Origin of the sequence: Aneurinibacillus sp. REN35 (assembly GCF_041379945.2) — a bacterium.
GTDB lineage: Bacteria > Bacillota > Bacilli > Aneurinibacillales > Aneurinibacillaceae > Aneurinibacillus.
Window position 1 is genome coordinate 1 of the sequence record NZ_JBFTXJ020000016.1, and the last position, 24,405, is coordinate 24,405.

13 protein-coding genes are annotated in these 24,405 nt (G+C 34.2%); all 13 read right to left on the bottom strand.

Translation table 11 applies throughout. The features are described from left to right. Positions 1-337 precede the first annotated feature (337 nt). The gene (locus AB3351_RS20560) at positions 338-4,900 is read right to left on the bottom strand and encodes a coiled-coil domain-containing protein (protein WP_371149041.1); all 4,563 of its coding nucleotides are present in this window, start codon (positions 4,898-4,900) and stop codon (positions 338-340) included. A gap of 181 nt (positions 4,901-5,081) precedes the next feature. Continuing rightward, positions 5,082-5,843, bottom strand: a complete 762-nt coding sequence (locus AB3351_RS20565; RefSeq protein ID WP_371149042.1) for a DUF6063 family protein — start codon at positions 5,841-5,843, stop codon at positions 5,082-5,084. Continuing rightward, the gene (locus tag AB3351_RS20570) at positions 5,824-7,344 is read right to left on the bottom strand and encodes a hypothetical protein (RefSeq protein WP_371149043.1); all 1,521 of its coding nucleotides are present in this window, start codon (positions 7,342-7,344) and stop codon (positions 5,824-5,826) included. Before AB3351_RS20570 ends, AB3351_RS20565 begins: the two co-directional genes overlap by 20 nt. Beyond that, positions 7,344-8,504: a Wadjet anti-phage system protein JetD domain-containing protein gene (locus AB3351_RS20575; protein ID WP_371149044.1), complete on the bottom strand. Its 1,161-nt coding sequence runs from the start codon at positions 8,502-8,504 to the stop codon at positions 7,344-7,346. The genes AB3351_RS20570 and AB3351_RS20575 overlap by 1 nt, the downstream gene beginning before the upstream one ends. Positions 8,505-8,733: 229 nt before the next feature. Then, positions 8,734-9,000, bottom strand: coding sequence for an AVAST type 1 anti-phage system protein Avs1c (avs1c, locus tag AB3351_RS20580; protein ID WP_371149045.1), 267 nt, complete (start codon positions 8,998-9,000; stop codon positions 8,734-8,736). A 13-nt stretch (positions 9,001-9,013) separates the two neighbouring features. Next, positions 9,014-14,836: a S1 family peptidase gene (locus AB3351_RS20585; protein WP_371149046.1), complete on the bottom strand. Its 5,823-nt coding sequence runs from the start codon at positions 14,834-14,836 to the stop codon at positions 9,014-9,016. 18 nt (positions 14,837-14,854) lie between these two features. Beyond that, positions 14,855-16,069, bottom strand: a complete 1,215-nt coding sequence (avs1a, locus tag AB3351_RS20590; RefSeq protein WP_371149047.1) for an AVAST type 1 anti-phage system MBL fold metallo-hydrolase Avs1a — start codon at positions 16,067-16,069, stop codon at positions 14,855-14,857. 149 nt (positions 16,070-16,218) lie between these two features. After that, the gene (locus AB3351_RS20595) at positions 16,219-17,766 is read right to left on the bottom strand and encodes a TnsD family Tn7-like transposition protein (protein ID WP_371149048.1); all 1,548 of its coding nucleotides are present in this window, start codon (positions 17,764-17,766) and stop codon (positions 16,219-16,221) included. Between the two features lie 75 nt (positions 17,767-17,841). Beyond that, entirely contained in the window at positions 17,842-19,695 is a 1,854-nt protein-coding gene (locus AB3351_RS20600; protein ID WP_371149049.1) for a TnsD family transposase, read from the bottom strand. Between the two features lie 12 nt (positions 19,696-19,707). Beyond that, entirely contained in the window at positions 19,708-21,399 is a 1,692-nt protein-coding gene (locus tag AB3351_RS20605) for an ATP-binding protein (protein ID WP_371149050.1), read from the bottom strand. Then, entirely contained in the window at positions 21,377-21,667 is a 291-nt protein-coding gene (locus AB3351_RS20610; RefSeq protein WP_371149051.1) for a hypothetical protein, read from the bottom strand. The genes AB3351_RS20605 and AB3351_RS20610 overlap by 23 nt, the downstream gene beginning before the upstream one ends. Positions 21,668-21,769: 102 nt before the next feature. Continuing rightward, a complete protein-coding gene (locus tag AB3351_RS20615) occupies positions 21,770-23,536 on the bottom strand; it encodes a Mu transposase C-terminal domain-containing protein (protein ID WP_371149052.1) in 1,767 nt (588 codons plus the stop codon). After that, complete coding sequence (locus AB3351_RS20620) at positions 23,533-24,345, bottom strand: TnsA endonuclease N-terminal domain-containing protein (RefSeq protein WP_371149053.1); 813 nt, start codon at positions 24,343-24,345, stop codon at positions 23,533-23,535. The genes AB3351_RS20615 and AB3351_RS20620 overlap by 4 nt, the downstream gene beginning before the upstream one ends. Between the last annotated feature and the right edge of the window lie 60 nt (positions 24,346-24,405).

Below are 24,405 nucleotides of genomic sequence, written 5' to 3' on the forward strand. Positions count from 1 at the left end.
CTACAAACAGTTGTACGGGAGGGGTTTGTCTGAAACTGGATAATCAACACCCCTGGGTTTGGAATAAAGTGTGATCAAAACCATCCTAAAAATCCAACTATGACAACAAATAATAATAATCTATTTTGAAAAAAGTTTGATCAAAATGAATATGTTTCTGACATCTTAGTATACAATTTTTATAAAAAAGTTTGATCATTTTATAACATCCTTTTCAACAATCACCCTCAAAAAGAATGATAATACTAAACCGCATTATAACCAGATAAATCCAACCTCTTATTTCACACCATAAAATAAAAAATCCGGATAGTGCATATCCGGATTTTTTATGTCATTAAGATATACAGTCTTGCTCTTCTGGATTATCAAGCACACTAAAGTTTTGCAAATACTTGCGATAGTTCTTAACAAGCTTCTTTTCAAGAACCTTGCGTCCCTCTACTATCTCTATGTTCATATTGTTAATGGTAGGAAACTTGGATGTAATAGATACATTTGTGATTGGTGGAGCAACAACCAACCACTGAATGTTTAAAATGTCCAGTAAGCTGAAAACCCCTTCAACTAATTCTGGTGCTGACATAGTTCCAAACGGATTATCCGTGACAAGGAACAATGGACTATTTTCCTCTACTCGTTGTCTCATTATCATTGCTATAACAATGAAATGTGCAAGCAGTGTTTGTCCTCCACTCTTTGTCGAAGAGGTGATACTCCCCTGGTTAATGGTTTCCCATTCCTTGTATACGGCATGCTTGGCTTCACCTCGGAGTAACCCACCCTCAATACCGGGAATGTGAATCATCAAGCGAGGGAAATCTCCCATTGCCTTTAAAACCAGTTTTGATATATTTACGGTTTTAACAATATCATGCACCGTGAAATTATCAATTTTGTCCTTATATTTATTAACATAGAAATCAATTTCGTTCATACAGAATTCTTTGATTAAGGGCTTAATATCCTCTACCTTCATTGGAAAAGAAAAGTTCCTATTGTACTTTATCAATGGAAAACGTTCCTTTTTCCAGTTTACAATGGTTAATTTCCGTACTAGGTCCTGAAGAATATTGATGACATCAAGTACCCTTCTGGATTGTCGTTCTGCACACAAGTCAACAGCTTTGTCCGCTTTTTCTTTTTGCTCGAGCTCATCTTGAAGGTTATTTTTTGCCCAATCAAGATAATTGTTCAAAGAAACCACAGCATCCTCAAAGCTCATATCCCGAATAGTAGATAAGAAATAGACCAGCTCCTTTTGATAAGTTTCCGGAATACTGGTAAAGGACTCTATTTTTTCCTTTATCTGTGTAATGCGTTTACCCAGCGTTTCTTGATAGCGACGATAATCCGTGGTTACGATATTATATTTGTAGTTCCACTTGGTGAAATATTCCACAGGATTTTCATGAATAGCTACTCTTTCTTCCTCTGATAATACCAGAGCAGGATGAACTGGCAGCCTCAAGTCTTTTAGGAGGCGAGTTGTTTGTTCAATCGCTTCAATGGATGTATGAAGCTTGATAATTTCGTCTCTTGTTTCACTATATTGCCTTTCCAAGAGATTTCGTTCTTTTCGATATTTCTCTTTCGCTGCTTTCCAATCTGGAATCTCTATATATTCAGCACCGAAACGAGGATATTCTTTTTCCATATCATCCCTTTTATCTTCCAAACGCTTTTCTAGCTTTTTGATTTCCTCACGATTGTACTCCATCCTACTCGCGATTCCATCCACCTTTGCTTGCTCTTGGTCCAATTGTTTTTCAGCCTGGGTAACAAGCGTTGTAAGATGCATTTCATCACTCTCCGGGACAGATAATCCATTCCATAAATCCCTATTCAATTCTTGAAGAATATTTTCATGGTCTATCACTTGGTCTTGCAGTGTTTTAACTGTTTGATTCAACTCTGCTAAACGGATGTTTTTATTGCTTATGTTCTTGTCAAGCTCATTGTATTTAATGATATGTTCTCGTGCTTCTTTGGACAATGAATGACGGTAAGAGTGTGAGCGTAAATCCTTTTTTTCATCAAACGTCTGTTGAACGGATACTACTGGCATTTGGATGTCTCCTAACATCCTCCTTAATGTACTGTAGTTATTTCGTACATATCCCATCCAGGCCTCAAAGCTTCCATTGTTGTTCATTTTTTGAATGGTGATTTTCTCTTTTTCTCCCTCTAACTGCCTAACGTTGTTTTCCATTTCCTCAATGAGCTTAAGGAAATTTGTTTTTGTTTTCCTATTCTCTTTGTCTTGTTCTAGTTCCTTTTCTAGCAGCAAGAGCTCCTTCTCATTCTTTTCGACTATTACTAGCTTTTTATTCAGTGATTCAACCTCTTCCAGCTTTTTTTTAAGAGACTCTTCTTTCTCTTCCAATTTCACTTTTATACCAGATAGGGTGCCCATTTGATTTTTTTCTTCAATTTGGAGGTTCAATAATTTAAGATCCAATTCAGTTTTGAGCTTCCCGCTCAAAAGAACTTCCAATTCCTTCAAAGCTCTCTCGATTTGTCTGATTTTCCCCTCAAACAACCCAACTTCGTGGTCTGCATCATCTGCATTCTTCTTCACCACAACTTTCCATTTATTGAACTCATATTCATCTTCAAGGAAACTATGACTTAAGTCTTTGAATAAGTAATTCATCTCATCTTGTTTGTCTAAGAACGGATTCGTTGTGCTTTGTTTGTCTTTTTTACTTGATTTCGTTTTATCCATCAATACAACATAATTACGAATTAATTCTTGTTCAATAAATGAAAGATTTAACGATTCAAATGATTCTTCCAACATTACGATGCTATATCGCAGGGCTGGGTTCCGTTCTAGTTCATATTGCTTCTCTTCGCAAGAAAGATGATGAAGGTATTCGCTTCCATACATGGACTCAATGCGATGCGCTTCTAATAGTTTTTTTACCTTTAATAAATCAGCGTTCGGGATATAGGAACCAATCTTATTACCTTCCTCTATCAGATGAATATCTTCTTGGAGGGTCCACATTTTCCTTAATTGTTCCTTATGGGCATCTTCGGTCTTATCCAAGTAATTCTCAAGGTCTCGTTTGATTTGGTAGTAACTCTCCCTTTCCATTTCAGTAGGAAAATGCATTTTTAGAATCTTTGAGACATTGGCTACCAGTTCATTTTCTTTTTCAGTGACATCTATACTTTCATTCTTCACTTGCTTAATTTCATTTCCAATTGCTTTCACACGGTCTTCCTGTCTGGCAATATCTATCCTTGTATCCACGATTTCATTTTCCAAATTAGATTGCGCCTTCAATACGCTTTCAAAAGCATTTTTAACTTGGATTAATTCCTTTCTAGTCTCATCTATGATGCCGGAAATCTGGTAAGGCAACTCTGCCCCATACTGCATACAAGCTTCCTTTAGTTTTTTCTCAAATTGGTTTATGGCATTCGAAAGATCATGTACCTTAAACTCCAAATCTTTTTTCTGTTTATTTTCTGAGTCCATGTCCACTTTTATTTCCTGAATTTTGTTTTCATGCGCGAGGATAGAACGTGTATTCCTGTCCATTTCATTTTTCCAATATTCAGAAATATCATCCCACCGCTTTTTAAAATACTCCCTAATTCCTTCAAGACCTGCTGTTACTTCTTTCATATCTTCGGAATTCATTAGGACAGAAATGCTCTGATTGTTTGCATCGATTTCATCCAGTTTGTCCATTCTTCTTTTGAGTTCCAGATTAACTTTATGATTTACTAGTTGCTCTTGATATTCTTTCAAGGCAAGGTATGCTTTCAATTGTTCATGTTCCAACTCATAGGACTGACCCTCGACCTCATCTCTCTCCTGATGCAAAGCGATGTAATCGACGTTTGCATATTTCCATCTTGCCAAGTCACGTTGCTCTTTCCAGTCTCTTTGCTCCTTTTCCAGTTTCTTCACCTGGTTTTCTTTGTAATCCATTAATGTTGTGAGAAGTTGAAGAAGTTCTCCTCCTTTATTTTCCCATAACTCTACGGACTGTTTAATTTCTTCTCCTTCCTTAAAGCGGTCTTGAAGTGGCAAAATATAATCATTAATTTGTTCTATGCTATCTACCATTGCTAACAAGTCGGGCAATTCTTTTGAAATCTTCAAGGCTTCTAAAAACCAAGTGGTTACAACAGAAACCTCTTTTTTATTTCGTGAATCGATTCCTTCAATTTTATCGTTTACGGTTGGAACAAGGAGATTATAGAATAAACCTGTATTATCGGTAGAGCCTTTGAAAAACTCTCCGAACCCGCCTTCACCCACGTTGATTCTTTTTAGAATATTAACTGTGTTGGCATCATATCCATATTCCTCGATTTTTTCAAGATAGCTTTCCTTGTCTTGTTTCGAATAAAATTGGAATGTTTTATCGGCTTTGATTGTTTCCTTCCATATATTGAAAGGAACCGCCTCTTTTTCTTTTTCATCCCACAGCTGAAGGTCAAAAATACCAGACATCTCAACTACTAATGGCTCTTTCGTATAAAGAAAATAATCTAGTTCAATGGGAGAATGCGTTAGCGCCTTTTTATCATTTGAGGCAAGACGCGGAGTCACCGCAATCCCAAGTATCACACGTTTGGATAACGACACTTGCCATTCCTGAACAATGTGAAAGGTGTATTCAACAGGTCTTTCTTCGTCATTAAAAAAGAAGTGATGTACATGGTTTAGGTCATTCTTCCACGAAGTCAGAGGATCCAATGTCTGAAACAACATTTGAAAAAAGACACCTTTTCCTCCTCCATTTCGAAGAATATAGGCAGCATGACCAGGCATTGATTCAGGAATGGTAAAGTCCAACATTAAGTCATCCGTATGTATGTTTCCTGAATCATATTTCAATCCAACGACCCTCATCTTTGCGAGTCTCGCCTCCATTATGCTCTCCCCTCTCCACTACTCTTTAAATTTCGAAAAATATCTAGACAAGTCATTCCTTCACCTTCCACATTTCGGATAACAAAAAAAACCTGTTCAGACGATTTATTACTAAACTTGAATGGTTTCAATGCCTCGGTATTTATACTAGCGATACAATTGTCCGGAAACCTCATAGCTCTTATGCACCCTTTTCTTCAGTTTCTTTTACATCTTCCAACAATACTTGAAACATATCATAGCGGTCTTGGTATCTATCCATGTTTCCAAATCGTGCACGCAACCGCTCAAAGAAGACAGGCGTTGGGGTCATTCGGCTGGTTTGTGCCGTCCGTTCAATAAACACCATTCTATCCTTTTCCAACTCTCTTACCGCTCCATCTATCAAACCAAATTTAGATTCCTTGATATAACTTACACGTCCATTTTCTAGTTTGTGATACCGAAGCAACCTCCATTTTTTATGCATTTCTTTCACTGCAAGGGACCAGTCCTTAGAAAATGTCCCTTCCGATTCTACATCAAGTTCGTACCAGTGATTTAATGTTTTAGTCACTAACTCTTCAATCTCACCATACGAAAGCCCTTCGTTCTCCCACTTGATTTTGGAATCAATATCGTTATCCGCTTCTGAACAAATAACCATCCACACTACTCCCATGATGTATAAATCAACTCGATTGTCATAGGTTTTGACGCTCCGTTTTAACTCGGATATTGGATTGGTGTGGAAGGAGCTGTGAGGCTGCACAAGGATGTGCATGTGATTATCTTGCCTTATGACCTTTAGCCCAAAGCTTTCCGCTAGTCTTCTTACACAATTCCGAACCTCCTGAGATTCAATATACGGATGGACCAATTCATGATCATTCGGCAGATACTTTCTTTGCCATAAACAAGCCACCAATTCAAAAGCTGACTTCTCAATCTGTGCGATGTTCATTTTCTTCCGCCTCCCCCAAGGTTAAGATATAAGTAGATACATCGATTTTATTTTGTAAAACCACTGAATCATTGCTTGAAATGCTAAAGATCTGTTTGTTCCATAATACTGATAATTGCGGATATTCCTCCATCAACTTAGAGAGCAATAAGGCTTTATCGTCACTGTCTATTTGTTGAAGGTTTTCCTTATTTACAATGAAAGGTTCGTCCATCGAAGCAAAGGCTAACCAAAAATCGAAAGCCTCCCGATTTTCTACCCACCTAGCCATCGTAAACTCATCTATTTGCTGCAAATACTTTAAGGAAACCCTCCCTGTTTCTAATAATTCCTCAAATATTGGCTTCCATAATAATAAGATGGATTCCCAATCAAGGGAAATGGGCTTTAATTGAACTTTTTTCTTGGTTCCAGTTCCTCCAAAAGTAGATCGCGTTAAATTCATATGATCCTCAATTCCCCATTCCAACGGCAAGATGGAAGGCTTATGAGGCGAAAACAATGATTCCACCAGTGTTAGCATTTCATTAGGATGGGCAAAACCAACTGCCTTGACTTTTTCTTCCCAAATCGTTTTCCTGAATGAGGTAGTATTGGTTAGCCATATGTTCCTGAAATGAGAGTTCCTTATCTGCAATTCCAATCGGATGTTTTCAATAACCAATTTTGCCAGCTTATCGTGATTATTTTTAGTTTTTGTGACTCTTTTTGTTAATTGTATGTGAGTGTTTTGATGCTCTGGAGACACAGCAATTCTGCGCAGAATTCCATCTAACTTCCGGTATTTTTGACTCTCTTCCTCGAATTGAGCCTCCGCATCCTTCAATTGTTTCCCCCATCGACTTTTATTATCGTAGATAGTTGACTTTGGATTTCTTACAAGCTCATCTTTATGAATTTTTTCCTCTTTCAATAGGGTCATGACTCTATGGTTCAACGAATCCAACATCCGTAAGGCAGACTTCAATTCCCCTTTTTCAATCAGCAACTCGACCAGAATCTGCTGTATCGAAACAGGAAGATGTTTTTGAATTTCATTTGTATTTAAAAAAAGAGCCTGTGCCTCTTCAGATAATTTATAAACCGGCAGCCCTTCTTCAAAATTTGTTGCATCCCTATCAATCTCAAGATACTGAAAACGAAAGGTTTCCCATTCCAATGTTTGTTCATTAAAGAATTGTTCCTGGAAAGCAAAGGTATGCTTCATACTCCCCTCATTGACCATAAGAGCATCAACTATTTTCTCTGCTTCATGCCAATCACATTCTATTTTCATTGATTCCGCTATTTTGTAAACCATCCGTACTAGGTCATATCTTGTTCTCCTGACATCATCCAATAATTCCTGATAGAAAATTACTGCGATAAGGGTAAATGACAATTGACGAGCAAAAGGGGCTAAGCGACCAAAATTAGCTCCCGTGCCAAGAATCCAAACAGGGATTAATACCCTAAAGCGTGACCCTAAGTCCTCGAAAGATAATTGCAGGGCCTTTTCCATTATTCAAATCCCCCCTTAATGAACAGCGTCTCAAAATTAATGCACTCTTGAGCAATACGCTTACGTTCATTCCATAATGCCTTAACCCCTTCAAATACTTCCTTGTGGTTCTTAAACTCCTCTTGTAGCAAAAATAGGTTTCTTTCGATTACATTCTGATCTGTTAACACATTAGTTGCGGCTTCATTTGAAAAAGAAATTAGAAATGCGTAAAAGGAGTGAGCCAATGTAATATTGAATTGTCTATATTTATTCTTAGCATCAAAGTAGATATTGAAACCTTCATAATCAATATCCCCTGAGTAGCGTATCGTTAGCTGAGTAGGATCATCCGTAATATCCCTTAAGTAGTCCAATGTCTTGCATATTCTGTATCCTTCTCCCCAAATTAAGTAATGTGGAATCGGTCCAAAATTCCAAGACAATTGTCGAATTAATACTTCTTTAAGAGTTTGATAAGTAGATAACCCTTCTATGACGAGAACCTCATGTAAATTATTTTCTGGCACCGCTTCGTTCTTCCAATAATGAAATGGCTCATGCACAACTATATATAAAAGATCTTGGGGCTTTAATTGAAGTCGATTCATTAAACGGGCTCCTGCCGAAGAAGCTAAATATTTTTCCGCTTCAATATCATCAGGAAGTTGTTCATTTTTAAATAACATAAGCGAACGCTCCTCCCTTGTTATTTTTATATATGAGTCTTTGCTTTTTACAAATTCATAGAGTATCAATATCTTTCTCCACTCATCTTCCGTCTGATGCTTTTTATGTCGTAAGTAAAAACCTAACTCCAAATAGTTCATGACTTTTGCCATATCCGCTTTATTCCAGGTGTTTTCAATATATTTAGGAGAAAGCCAATAAGTTTCATATAAGCGAGGTCTTTTTCCATTGAAGCGAGGGTTTGCAATATCTTGAAGGACCCCTTCTTTCTTTAACTGGGTTATAATCTCGTAGAATTTTTTGTATCCTCCTAACTCGTGATATTTTCTAGCGGAACCAATCGCTACAATCACTTCATTTTCAAATTTTTCAATTCGAAGAAGTTTCCTCGAAGTTCTCTGTTTTTCACGCAAGGATGTGATAAGACTATTAATGATTTCTTCAATATATCCCATAGTAACCATCTTTCTTTTTTCTAATAGCTTCGTCAAAATAATAGTCTCTTAAACCAAAAAATTAGTTACTATTCTTTTTCTAAACAAAAAGGATAATAACTGAATCACTTTTGAAAAAAACAGGAACATAAAAAAAAGACCCACTCCCAAAATTGGAATGAGTCTTACTTACTCAAAGTTTATGCATATTTATTGAAGCAGCTTTATTTAATAACAAATATAAAGAGCCCATTCTGACGAAAGATTGATCAAACGTGATTAATCTTTACTCATTAATCTCTTCAAATTCTTTAAAGAGCCCCTCACCTGAAAAATTCCCCATCATATTAACATGCAATCTAGCCATCTCATTAACACTCAGAAAATCGATTCTCCCATTTGGAAGATACCTCACTCTTAATAAACCATCAATCGTCCCATCAACTCTGTCTGAGAAATGCATTTTGCCTTTTTTCATTAATTCGGCTGTTATATAAAAGTTTCTTTCAAACTCTCTTCGGGTAAAAGGAGTATTCATGGCCGTCATTTTCATTTAACATCCCTCCTCACCATAAGCTGACAATTTCTCTTTTTTCACGATCTATAATGAATGCATTCTCATCATTATAATTTACATACCAAACTAATTTCCATCCTGTTTCTTTGATTGAGTTTATTATTTCTTTAGATATCAATAGTCTTGAACCTTCTCTTAATGGCATACCGACTTTCCCAGTATCCCAACTTCTTCCTTCAATCCAACTTTCACTAGTTATATCTCTTTCATTTACATTAGATAGAATATCTAGATCTTTATTTAAATATGCAGGTGTAAACGTCCCCCCATAATAAGTAGTTTCAAGCTCCCCCTTATAAATTAAAGGTCTATAAGATGATGTTGTATTCACCTGATCTCGTCTGAAATCTGGAAAATCATTTACTTTAAATTTTAAAGCCATTGCATTGAAATCAAACTCATCATTTATAACATCCTCATTTTTTCTAAGAAATGCTATAATTTCAACAGATTTAAAACACCTTTCTTCTTCAGAATATAAGATTTCTGTATAGTGAATATGTTCGTATTTCCCTTCATATAAGAATTTTTCTGGTCCTGATTTTCCCAAAATGAACTCTTCTATTTCTTTTCCTTTACTAGGTTTACTACTTAACCTAATTTGTTCTGCTGGGAATGTAGGATTAACCCTATTTAAAGCTCTAAATATTTTTAAAGCATCAGCATCATATACTTTTTTCACTAATACTTTATTAATAGCTTTGTAAGTCTCCGACTCTAGTATTCCTGATTGTCCTTGTTTTTCATATGCCAATGATAGGTAGTCATCAATCCTAATTAAATCAGTAATATCTAATTCTTTATTATTTTCCAAAATATGTTTTTCCATCTCTTTATAATCATCTTTATTCCAACAATTAAGTTTCTCTAATATAGTGAACATTGAATTCTTACTTCTCCAGAATTCCTCATCTACCTCAAGCCCATAAATCCCCATTTCACGCACTGAAGAATTATCTGATACAGAGAGATTTACTCCCCCTAGCCCTAAAATTTTCATAAAGGTATATTTTATAGTAAAATGTTCACATTCTTTTATACGAGTAATTGTATATTCGTGATTAACATACATCCAAACTAGATTTATATCTTCAAGAGCTAGACTATAAATAATACCTGCACATATTTCCGATGCATCACCACTGTATATGTTTAAACTATAGTCTAAAATAACTGGAATAAAGAAGTTAGGATTTATCCTAGTTAAAGCTTTTAAAATCTCTGGTCCTCTATATTTAATATGAGTTAAGGGGCTGTTTAAATACCATACAAAAAGTTGAGCCAATTCAACATTAAAATGCTTTGAAGATTTTTTGTTATTTAACCAATGATAGTATTCATTAAGCTCTTCAGGTGGTCGCACCATTAAATTTAAATGTTCAATTATTACTTTTAATATTTCTGTTGCATCAGATTCCCCAAATCTACTTCCTATTAAATCTAAGATTTTCTGTACAATTTGCCAATCCTGTGCATATTCCTCATCTAGAATTAGTGTTCTCATCGCAATTACAAGATCTTGTTCATCACATATCTTTGCTAAGTTCCTAAAGGCTTGATTTGCTTCTGTACTAACGGTTCCAGACCAAATTTGCCATCCACCTTCTTGTAATATTTTTAGGCCTTCAATAAATTTTTCTTTAGCAGCTGTATTATTATCCATATACATCTCTTCAGTTGCTTCCAAAAAAGCTTGATTAGATTCTTCAAGTGAAGATTTTTTTCCGAAAGTACCAGGGAAAAATAATTCTTCTTGAGCATTTTTACCTTCTTGATGTTCTGATGTCATTTGTTGAATTGTGATATCTTCTATAGTGTCTTTTATTTCCTCTACTTCTATTGCTATATTATTTATTTTTATTAATTCCAATAAATCATTATAAATTTCTTGTGGCAAAACACATTTAATAGATTTTAAAAAAGTATCTCTTTCATTTTGTGTCATATCAGAAATAAAGATTTTCAATAATCTATTAAAAAATATCCCTCTTTCATTAACTGCATCGCTTTTACAAATTATATCTGCCATCATATATGCAAAACGATTTAAATATCTCATATCACCAATCAAGAATAACTCACAAAATCCCCATTTTAACAAAGGATTCATATCTTGAGTACTATCCAATATTTCTAATATAGCATTCTGTTCTTCTAGATTTCCTACGCCAAATTTATACCCTTTCCCCCTATCTACATAATCTATCTGTGGAGACTCTACTTTTTCTTGAAGCACCTTAGGTAGAGGTGAAATTTGTTCTTTCAGAAATTCAATCGCATTGCTTAAATTCCCTACTTTACATAACCCCCCTATAAATTCTTCCTTTTCTACACGTACATATCGCTGAAAGGTCATTTCTCCAGAAGCATATTCTAAAATACTAGCTATAGTAGGTAAATAACTTTCAATTTCATTTGACTGTTGTAAATTTACTAAGGAACTTTTTATTAATGACAATTGATCTTCTTTATACCATGATGGTCCCATCGAAGTATTTAATAATTCTTGAAACACCCTTTGAACACTACCATCATTTTCTAAGTAAGCATATATATTTACTAGTTTAATTAAGTCTTCAGTCCGTTCCCATCTATTTTGAACTCCTAACAAAATATGTTTTTCTAATCCTTTACTAAGATCATAAATTTTTCTTTTAGTACCCTTAGTCCCCTTTAAAACATCTATGATTGAGAATATTGATTCTCTAAATCCCTCAGTGTACATCCCTAACTGAATTTCTAATTTATCCATTAGAAAATCTAGAAAATCAAGGACTCTTGTCGGACAATATTCTTTATAAAACTCAGCTATTTCTCGATACACGTAAACCAATGCGTCTTCAACTAGCAAATAACTTCTTTTCCATGAGGACCTTTCTTTTAAATCGAATCCCATGACTGGAAATAGAATGTTTTTCAATATATCCGCTAATTCATTGCACTCACTCTCTGTATCTAGACATCTCTCTCTCCAAGCTTTTCCTTTAATATAGCTTACAAGTGAAATTATACTCTCAAGGAATTCCTCCCATGTGCTTGATGTGCTTTTTACTATCTCAGGATATTTATCTCCATAATTATTAAATCCTCGATATTGCCAAAGCATGCTAAATATATATATCGATTTATAATTTAAATCTACTCCGTTACTTTCCCTTATATGGAACCTGGTATTTCCAATATTCATATCTTGAATTAACTTCTCAATGATATTAACTTCAAATTTATTGTCGATTAGCCCCGTTAAAACAATCTCATGGTCACCATTATTAACATCAAATTTTCCAAAAACATATTTAATATCTTCAAGCAACTTGATTTTCCCAGGAAGATTCTCTTTCTTTCCATAAACTTTTTCCAAGTTTAATAATTCAATAAGAGTAAAAGATAGAATTCTTATCATGTTGCTATCGATAGGAAGACCCTGCTTTTCATAAACTTCAATAGACTTATATATATCTCTATTAAAAATTAAGAACGCCCTATGATATGAAGCTATTAATAAACAAAATTCCATATAATTTGCTTTATTTTCATCAGATATATATTCTAATTGTGAAATTAAAAATTTATATTCCTTAGAAAATTCATATTCTGGGTCGTCTGCTTGATATGAAGTTACAATGGACAAAGCTTTGAAATAAGAATCTATAGCTTTATAACTTATTTCACCTAAATCCATTGCCAGTATTAATCTATGCCTTAAAATTTGAAAGATTTCCTGCGCTTCCTCAAAAGCATGATTTTCAAGAAACTTAATCAAGAAATCGATAGCATTATCATCTTCAATAATTAAAAAACCTTGCCTCACTATATATTTCATTGCCTCATTAAACTGTTTCTTCTGAATCAACAAATTAGCAAATTCAACAGCATACTTTGCAAAAAGATTATTGTATCTAAATTTAATTCTTTGAGCTAACAGTAATAACCTGATAGTTTCTTTAATTTCAATTTTATTACTCAGTGCAAAATCTATTGCTTCATTTAGATCAGATACTATCAAATCTGGTTCTATATGATAAGTTGTACATTTATCTGCCCATTTTTGGTTACAATATATTATCGCTTCAATTCTAAGGTCTTCTGTTTGTCTTAACATATGAAATAAAATATTTTTTATTGAATATAAATGATTATCTTGTTCCTTACAAAATAACGTAATTTGGTAATGAATATCTTGACTCATTATTTTTGTTTTATCCACTATAAAATTAGCAAATGAGGAGTGATAAATAGCTATACATTCATCTATATCTAATAGATGCCTCATTTTTGGCAAGAAAGCTATTAGCATATTGCCAATGTGAGATGGTAGTACTTTTCTCAATATAATTTCATCCACAGGTTCCCTTAATCTAGAAATTGTAGCTAAAATATATAATTCATTAGGACTTTCTTGTACCCGTTGCCACATACTTTCATAATAAACTCTGATGTCTCCTTCAATATAGGGAATCTGATTTAGCCATTGATTTATAATTTTTTCATCTTTTAATTGAATGGATTCTTCTATTAAATATCTTAAATATAGAGGATGTCCCTCTGATTTCATTGCAATAGCTTCTTTAATAGTCAAAGAAAAATTTTCTTCTCGTAATCTATTGTTAACTATAAATCTAGTTTGGTTAGCAGCCAAAGGGACAACCTTTACTATATTTTCTTCATTTATACGAGATTTGAATAAAGTAGGTAAAAACTCTTCATTTTGACAAGCTAGAACTATCAAAATATTACTAGGCAATTCTTCTGGCAATACACTAAAAAAATCTTGAATCTTATTTAGAAAATATACATCTTCAATCCCATCAATGAAAATTGTTCCCTTTTTACCATTTTTCATTAACTTTTGTGATAGCAAGATAAATAACTTTTGTATATCAATAATCCATTCATGAAGTTTTCTATCTCGTTTAGGTGGCATGTCCACATATAATTCATTCCATAATATTCTTTCTAACCACTCAGCAAACACTATCTCTGATGATTTAAATGATACAGGCAAACCATCATGTTTATTTCTAATCAAATATTTACCAAGGACTTTCACATTCGATTTATCAGTCTTATATTCCGCAATAAGTGTACTTTTTCCAGACCCCGGACTTCCTTTTAAAAGGATATAGCCTTTTGCTTGCTCATCAAACTTTTTCTCTAGTTCTATAACTACCGTTGTATTAACTAATAGTTCTATATCTTCTATATTAGAATTTATATGAGGTAAATCCGATTCAAGGACATTTTCGTAGACAATATTATTTTTATCTAGAAACCGCTTAATTTTAAATGTACTAATAGCTGCCACAGTACCATCCAGTTTTTGCAAAATAATCCCTTTAACGTATCCTCCTACAACAAGAGGTGAACCTGAAAATCCATCGAATCTCTCAAATTGTTGTTCATAATTTAAATCTGTATCCCATAATAATTGATCGTTCTCTATATTTGATCTCAGTATGTAACCTGTAAGTTTGGCGCCGGAAGTCCATTTACTCACGGGAAATCCAAATGTCTCCCACTTTTCATTTTCAGCGGTTTTAGATATGTTAATATTCAAACAGTTATCATTTTCAAATTCTATATTTAATTCTAATAATGCTATATCAAAGTCTTCATCTTGATCAATTACTCTCGCACCCATTTCCCCTTTTGAAAATTCACTATAAGGGAACGTAATTAAGATATTATCAGGATTACTAGTATAATCAGAAACAGTGTGTAGAGCCGTCAATACTAGGTTATTCTGTATCAAAAATCCCGTACCGCTTTCATTACCACACTCAATTCTAGCTATATTTTTCTCAATTATCATTTTATTCCCTCCCTTAGACTAAATTAGATATTCTTCTCCCTCTCTAATAATTTTTACCTTATAGTTATATTTTTCTTCAAGGGCGTTTTGATTTAAATAATTCAAAACAGGATTCTCATAATTAAAAATAATATTTCTTGTACACTCTGTTTTTCTACTAATAACCCTACTTAAAGTTACAATATCTGGATGATTAAATTTCATACCGTTAGTAGATATAAAGAAGTTATTTGAATCAATAATTTCTAATAACTCGGGACTTGTGTTCCCTTTAGACCCATGATGAGAAATTTTTATTGCATCAAACCATGTTAAATTATTACCGTATATCTTTTTTAACTCTCGAGTAATTATACTTGGGTGAGAATCTGCAAGAAATAAAATTTTTTTATTTTTCACTTCCAAAACAAATGATATTGAACTTCCATTAGTTACACTATTGTCCTCAATAAATTCTTCTTCAATTAAATCTTCTATTTCTTTTTTTGAAGAAGAAATATTTCTTTGAAAATCTCTTGGTATTAATGTTTTTTCATGCGCCATTAAAAACTCAAATGCATCGTCAAATATTTTTACCTCATCAAGACTGCTTTTAAATCCCATTTTTTTTAATTCTTTTTTCCAATATTCTTTCAGATCGTTCAGTTTGAATTCATCAGGAGATAAAAGTCTTATTTTTACTTCTTCTCCAACATCAATTAATCTTTTATTTTCAACATTAATAGATTTGTAATCAAAATTGCTGTTCCATGCATATCCGCCATGATTTATTAAAGCTGCTAAAGATGAACCTTGTCTTGCTCCTATATCTCTCTTAAAATCTTTATCAATAATAGTTTCTGTGGGATACCCGACTTTTGTAATTCCTTTAATAATATTTTTATCAATACTATTTTCTATCTCTTTATTACCTAAATCTTGTTGTTGCAAATGTCGATAACTATTATGCCAGATCTCTTTGATTTTTATAATTTGAGCTTCAATTGAAGCTCCATTTTCCTCTAAAAGTTTTAATGCACCTGAAATATGATCTGCATCAATGTGAGTAATAATCATTAAATCTAATAGCTCACCAGCATCTTTCATTTTTAGTAACTTTGGCTTTAAATAATTTACATATGTTGCAACGAAGCCTGTGTCTATTAAGATGTTTGTATGCGATGAATTATTACAATTAACTAAAAAACAGTCTCCATATGATGCTGGCATCATCGAAACGGCTATTTGTTTCAAATCGATCCCTCTCCCTATTAATTCAATAACTTTATAAAAGTATCACTTTTATTATTAAAAACTATAGAAACCATTGAAAGTTTGAAGCATAAGTTTACCAAAACAAAAATAAAGCATAATCTGGACAAAATTATACTCCAGTGAAAATGTTAATAACCTCTATTCATTTCCTGCTTCATCTGTAAGTATATCTCTAATTGTGGCCTTATTTTATCAATATCACGGAACCTTATAGCAGATTTTTCCCTCAATTTCCAAAAACGGACTGGCTCAGCCCCTTCTAACATTTGATCAATAGCCTTATAACAACGGCGAATTTGAAATTCCTGGACAGATTCAATAATTTCATTTAGCAAATTATTAGTACGAGGTAACTTTGTTATACGTTTTTCTATAGTAGTAAGAATATTTAATCGTTTCCCGATTAATGAACGTGTAATTCTTACTGGCTTTTCAAGTTTTAATAATTCCTCATAAAGAAGTTTTACTTTCTTGTAATACTCTCGGTCTCTTGAATCCCAATCAACTATTTGTTTCGGTTGTACTTTCCTACGTTTAGCTGGCATATTAGCGTTAAACCAATCTTTATCGTTTTCCATTAAATATCTATATCTTTTCCCGAACTTCTCTAGCAGTTGTGTTCTACTATGATTAGGAAATTGTCTCGTCCATTCTATGAGCTCCGAACGATACCTTTCAATACGATCTGTATTAGGTTCATTGTCTGCTTTTATTGATTCCTTTGAGCCATTTTCAAACTGGTCATTAGCAACTTCATTTTGCATAAAAGCATTCACATCTTGTTTTAAGAAATAAATCATAAGTAAATGTCGAAATGGATGTACAAGAATGTTTGAATTACGTGTAATTACTTTCAGCCAGTCATCATGATTAGTCACGTCAATAACAGAGTCATACTTCTCTAAAAAGCCTTTAGGAAAGTTGAGTAAAAAAGCTTGGTAAAGCTCATTTTGCTTCACTTTTTTGAAGCTTATCATCAAGTTACATTCTTGAAGAAGGATTCGATATTTATGACAAATTTTCTTCTTTGTGAGCTGATTGATCGGGAGCTGTAGAAACTGATAAGCCAGTTTTGCTAATTCAACTTGAATTGCTATAAATTCATTTGATTCGTCTTCTTGTGACTCAGATAAATCCATGAATTTTTTATCAAATCGTATATATTCAGACCGACTTCTTATTGAAAAATCGATAGGATATTTCTTCAACTTTAGTTCGTGATGAGCACAATAATCAATTCCTTGTAATTGATGCTCGCGGTGAATATAAGGTTCCCCATATCTTTTAATATCTTCATTCATACACTTTCGACAGTAATAAAGCCCATTCTTTCTACAAATTCCTCCTGCAACCATTCCAAGCCTCGCATAAAGCTTTTGCCCGTTCCCTTGAACATCTTCTAGAATATCTAGCTGACGCTCCCTAGAAAGAAAAGGGGCATAATAAGGATATATTGTATGCTTAGCCAATATATTTTCGACTGAATAATTTTGGCCTAGTTGCTGAGCTAATATAGAAAAGTGACTCCCTATCTCTATACTTGGAATTACAGAGCGACTTTTAAATAATTCCTCTAATGTGTCTCTAGAATCGATGTTTCCGCTATAAAAGTGATAACGTGCAATTGCCGAATATATCAATTCATCAGGATACGGTTCTGTGAAGAATGGTATCAATTGAGTCACCTCTTATATACAAAAAATGGAATAAGTTAAATTTCCTCAACCTGAATCACCAAATTTAGTTTGCTCCTAGTTATCCATCTTCTGTTTTAAACGTATGTACCTTTCTAAAATAGGCTTAATTTCTTGAAAGTGATTCGACCTTACAGCGCCAATGCGCTGCACTTTCCAAAGCTGCACCTGCTCTTCTTCCTGTAAAAGCTGGTCAATAATTTTAGAGCAACGTCGAATCTGAAATTCCTGCACGGATTCAGTGATTTCCCCTAGATATTTTTTTGTTTTTGGCAGCTTATCTATGTGCTTTTCTAAGTTGGCTAATATACCCAGATGCTTTCCAATAAGGGAAATTGTGATTCGAATTGGATATTCTAAATTAATTAACCGTCTGTAGAGTAGTTTTATTTCTGAGAGATATTCTTTATCTCGCAATTCCCAATCTATGTGGCCTTTCGGTATTACTTTTGTTTGCTTTGCAGGCAAATTTCCAAAAAGCCACTCTTTATCGTTACGATAGAGGTAGGCATATTCTTTCGGAAACCGCTCTCGAATTTGGGTTCTTGTATAGTTAGGGTGATCTTTTAAACCTTGTAATAATTGCCGACGATAAATCTCTAGTGGTGAAGACTGATTAATGCTTATAGAAGGATTTGATACTGTAATGTCCATTTTCAAAAACCTTTTAACGGTTTTTGAATCGACGCCAAGTATTCTTGCTATTTCTCTCACGCTGTGTGTTTTATCAGCTCGTAATTGCTGTAACTTAGCCTGCCAGACTTGCCCGAATACTTTGGTTCGTCCAATACGGTATATATCATTAAAAGCGGTATCTGGTCCCTTTCTAGAGTAGATAAAGCCACATGAACATGAGAATGTGCCAATCGGTGACTTTGATTTAAAATCTCTCGTTACTGTAACTTTTTCAATAATATGTTCTTTGTAGTGGTCGGCAGCTTTATTAAGGCACGGCCACGGTCCACTCCCAAAAGGTCTATTGTCCTCACTAACATCTTTAAAAAATTCATCAACAGTCTTTTCTAAAAAACACAAAAATAGCAGGTGACGAAACGGATGTACACTACGTTTGTTGTTTCTTGTTAATACTTTTAGCCAGTTGTATTCATCATTCAAATCAATAACAGACTCATATTTCTCTAAAAAACTAACAGGAAACTTGCTCATAATCGCTTGATACAGATCTTGTTGCCTTACTCGATTTGAAACCGTGACTAAACCTTTCTCTCTCAAAAGCCACTTATATTTTTTTGAAATTCTTTTGTATGAAAACTGGTTCATACTCACTTGTAAAAGCTTATAGGACATTTGGGACAATTTGATTTGAAGCGCATAAAACGGGGTATCTTTACTCTGGGACATAGATAAATCCATTTGTTTGGCTTCAAAACGGATAAAGGACATTCTACTATAATCAAAAAAATCAACAGGATATTTTTTTAATAACAGATGATGGTGTGGACAGACGTCAATTCCTTGTAACTGATGCTCCCTGTGAATGTATGATTCACCATATTGCTCCATATCATTAATGGCACACTGAGGGCAGTAATAAAGACCATCTTTTCTGCAGATGCTCCCTGCGAGCATCCCCAGTCGTGCATATAGTCCTCTCCCATTCCCCTGAACATCTCGTAAGATATGTTGCTGTTTCTCAGATGATAAAAACGGCGCATAGAAAGGGTAAATTGTATGTTTTGATAGGAGTGTTTCTACTGAAAAATGTGGCCCCATTTGCTGTACAAGAGTACTTAAATGACTACCAATTTCCATGCTAGGTATAACGGTACGACTTCCAAATACCTCCTCTAACGTATCCTTACAGTCTAAATTTCCACTGTATAAATGGTAACGAGCTATGGTTGAATAAATTAATTCATCAGGATATGGTTCCGGGAAAAAAGGCAACATTAAAATCGCCTCTTAATAAAATTCTTCTATAGGATTTTTAATATACCCATTTGCTTTTAACAGTTCATACACGTGTTCCTTTTGATCTAAAGCTTTTTTTCTAAGAGTCAATAATGGTAAAACATCTGTATTTTTCGTTTTTTGTTTATGCTCCTGTTCTTTTCTCTGTTCATTTAACGCAAGTGCCTCTTGTATAGCATCTGTCTTTAAAACATTGTAATCAGTTTCTAACGGCTGATTCTCTACTATCTTCTGAATGAGCTTTTTCATATCAGCTTGTTTTAGATTTTCAAAAATGCCAAGAGAAAGCAACTCGACAACCAAGCTTTCAATCGTATCTTGTCTTTTAAATTCAATTGTCTTTTTCCGTTCTTTAAATGCTTCCTGAATCTTGCCTGCTAGTTCTGTATTACGCTTATGACTTAACATGATTTCATCAAGGTTAAACATAAGGTCCTCGTACTGGGCCATCTTACGCCAATCATTCGCTCGAATAGCTTTCAACATTGGCTGAACCATCTTCATATCAGTTCTTGCCGTTTGTTTTATTGTCTGAGGAGTTAAAACCTCATTTGGGTTATTTTCATCAAATAAGGCTCGTTCCTGCGCTAGAATAAATAAATTAACCGCAACGGCTGTTATTCCCTGACATTCTTCATAAAATACTTTCTTAATGTCTTCGGTCAATTCAGAGCGTCGTTTTAAACAATTGATTTCCCACAATGTTTCTAAAAAGAACTGCCACTCCTCACTCTCTTCCCTCATACGGTCCCAAAAAATAGCTCCCTCACTTGCAGCCCGTCTTGATTGCCGAAAGTTTACAAATAATTTTTCTGCTTTCGTTGTACCAATTAGGACTGTTGGAATGCCCACTGTATTTGATAATGTAACAAAAAAGTTAAGCATTTCCTCTTGTTCATCCTTTGCGTGCAACAAATGTTGTATTTCATCAATAACTAGCACGCCAATTCCATATAGACTTGCTAATGAGGTCATATGCAGTAACATTGTTGATGTAACTTTGCTTAAATAACCAAACTTCTCAAGATAACGAGTACCTAATAAGTCATCAATTGCTTTAAAAAAACTTTTACATAATGTCGATAGACTCCCATCATATGGACAATCAATTTTTAGCCATACAATTTGGGTACGGTTAAATGGATGTCCCTTATATTCGACATGTTTAATCACTTGCGGATACATAACTAATAATCGCTCAATAGCTGTTGTTTTCCCAATTCCTGAAATGCCCATTATTAATAAACTATCAGCAGTTGAACGAATATAACTTAACCGCTCATCTATATCTTGTACGGATATCTCTTCTTCCATCATTATTTCATTGAGAATACGAATTCGCTCAAAATACGTTTTGTCCAAGGGATTTCTAGCTAGGTATCCCCCACGAATTAGAGTAGCTAATTTACGCTCCACCCTAAAATGAATTGGTAAAGGCTGTATAAAAGTTTTTATTCTTTTTAAAATGTGATAACGAATATTATTTTCCTGTTCCCTATCTTTACTTGTTATGCGTGGAGCTACCATAAAGCGTTCTAGTACATCATCTTCTGTAAAAATTGGAGGTAAAGCTTCAATAAAAGGATGTTGCTCATACTCCGGTAAAGCCTGTTGTTTGTATTGTGCTCTCTCAAATTCGCCTTTTAAAACAACAATATCTTCACTCTTTCTCAAACCCCTCATCTCTTTTCTTTCTCAATTTTTCCATCAGACGCGAATTAGTTGAATATTTAAATTCATTAGCTTTTTCTCTTGTTTCAATAGAAATAACTTCTGCTTTTTTCTCCTCACCATTAAGAGTTAAATCAAACTTTTCCTTTTGTTGATTAACTATTTTCTCACCTTGCCTGTTAATACGAATATCTTTAAGTTTCTCCGATTTATTCATTCCTTTCCGCTCAACCTTTTTCTTTTCTTTCTTAGCTCGCTTAACAATTTCTTCGATAACCACCTCTGTATTGATTGCTAACTCGTGTTGTTCAGTAATCTGGACTGACTTTAACTCATTTATCAATGCTTGGTAAAATTCGATTTCTTCTAATATATCATTGCGCTATTGTTCACTCGTAGGTAACAGGTAACATGAATCATAACCTCTTCCGTCAGTATGAGGAATGTAAATATGGTTCATATCTCGCGGATCATAAAGAATCTCAATGCTTGTGTTTTTATACTTTATATACCATTGTTCATTAAGTGCTTTATCTGAACTATAAGATAAATTTTTAAACCGAATTCCAGATCTCGTAATTTTTGCATCACCTTTTGGTAGTAAATTTAATCTCAGGATGTTTCGGTCTGAAATTATGCGTAGTCGCCCTTTTTTATTTGCAATTCCCCAGTTCCAAAGGTTAATTGGCGTAGCTGTTAAAGAACTGGAAATCATACCCTTTTCTAGAGGATACTTTTCAATAATTTTTTGGTTATGATGCAATATAAGATGAATAATTATTTTTGTAACTTCCTCTAAGTTTAATGTAGCATCCAGACGATAATCACGGTCTCCACGTTCCCGGTACTCTTTTTGAATAGCACCAGGCGTTTTTCTCTTTATCGTCCCATTTATTGTACGAAATTGGCGCTCAACAATTCCTTTCAAATCTCCTCGATATGGAGGAGTATTTTCAATTTTAACATTTAAATTATTAATTAAATTCTCAACTGAATAGCCCTCAAATTCCCCTCTATCCGCGATAATTGTTGCAGGCAAATGCTTTACTGGCCATTGAAAAGCATCAATATGAATGTCGTACCTTTTACAGAATTCTACTTTATCAGTGACCATATTATCTAATGCCATCATGGCACCAACCCAAGAGGGCCCTTCTAGTCCTACGTAAATACCTGCAATCATACGTGAATATACGTCAATTACTGCGTAAATAACCGGTCGGCCAATAATCAAGTTACGGTCAAATGAACTTACCAAGTAAACATCTGCAATAGTAGCATCAACTTGAAAGCGAGTTCCTGGTCCATCTGTTTCATTCGTTGAGTTGTTGAAAAGAGGACGGTGCTTTAAGTCGTATTCCTTTGAACTTTCTCTAAGCAAAATATCGAGCTGTGGATTTTCATACTTCTTGAACCAATAATAAAATTGATAATATGTTGGAGTTCTAGAGGAACCCCACACCTTAAACTTCAATACGCCATTTTCTTTATATGGGTCTGAGTAAAACTCCCTTAATAAATAATTGTACGCATCTCTTAACGTCGGCTGATTTTTCTGTCGGTAATACTTGTTGATAACATATGCGAATTGTTTCTTTACTACTTCAGTGATGTTAATACCTTGCTCTATATCATTAGTCAAATTAAGTTCACGTGGTCTTCCTGCTTTTTTACTAGAAAGAGACTTTTCTTTTCCTTTCCCACCAGAATACATGTAGTCAGGAAGCAAAGCATTTTTATTAAGTCCTCGCTGCCAGAAACGAGTAAAGATGCGTTTAACTTTTAGCTCGCTTAAACTTGTTTCAGCTGCTATTCGCATGAACACATTTCCTCTAGTCTTTTTCTCTAATAAATCTTCTTTGTAAACATCCCAGTAGGCCGAAACAATCTGCCAGTCTCTTTCTCTCTTCTCAATTTGTTTAACCGATAAGTCTTTGTCTGTATAACTTTTTAAATATGGATCAGAAATAGGTATTAACACTTCACCTTGAACCTCAGCTTCAATTGTTGCAGAATTAATTCTCTTGGGCATAACTGTATCACCATGTAAATCAACATAGTAAATGAACAGTTCGTTTGTATCAATAATTCGGATCCGATTCTCTTTGTCCTTAATTGTATATTGGTACACTTGATTATAAAAAATCATATTGTCTTCACCTTCTTTGAAAAGTCCTTACGAATAGCTTTAATGGGGATAATTTGGTTCATATCCAACTTTTCTAAAAGGTTTACTTCAATGATTCTATTAATAACAAGATACCTAAATATACTAATACCAGTACCCGGAGATAAATCAAAATCACGCTCAAATTCATGTGATAATGCACGTACTGGTAAATCTTCTGCGAGCATTCGACTTATATAATTTATTATCAGATCATCAAACTGCTCTGATGTAATAAGGTCAAATCCTTCTAAATCATGAAGTTCTTTATATTCCCAGATACTATCTATATTCAGAGCCATTGTCTTGTGAATTTCTTCTTCCGTTACAATACCCCAATCAACACCCTTACGTTCCCAAAACACTCCTTCAATTTCGAATTTTTCTAACACACGCTCGTCCATTAGTTCTTCTTTACTCTTGACTGTGCGAGCATATTCTTTACGCTTACTGTTTTCGGAAACCGTCACTAGAAAATCTGTAGTCATGACAATAGGTTCTTTCGTTTGTGGGTTTTGCGGATGCTTTATCCCTAACTCTTCTGCAATCAATAGCGTTTCTTCAAGAGGAAGAAGCGGATACTGTTCACGTATATCGACAATAAGTTCTGAATATTCCAATAAATAAAAGTAATTACGTTCCAAGTCTGAAAGGAATTCAAACTGTCTGGGTATTTTAATTCCCTTGAGTCGAGTTGGTCTGCCTTTAGAAGGAACATCTTGGATTTTGATCCAAGGTAGGTATTCAACCCCAATGCCTTGTCCTCTGTGTAATGCAAAATAAAAGTACATAGTTTTGCAGCGTAATTGTGCAGAGGTGTGCAATAAAAAAGGACTTGCCAGCCCCGCTAT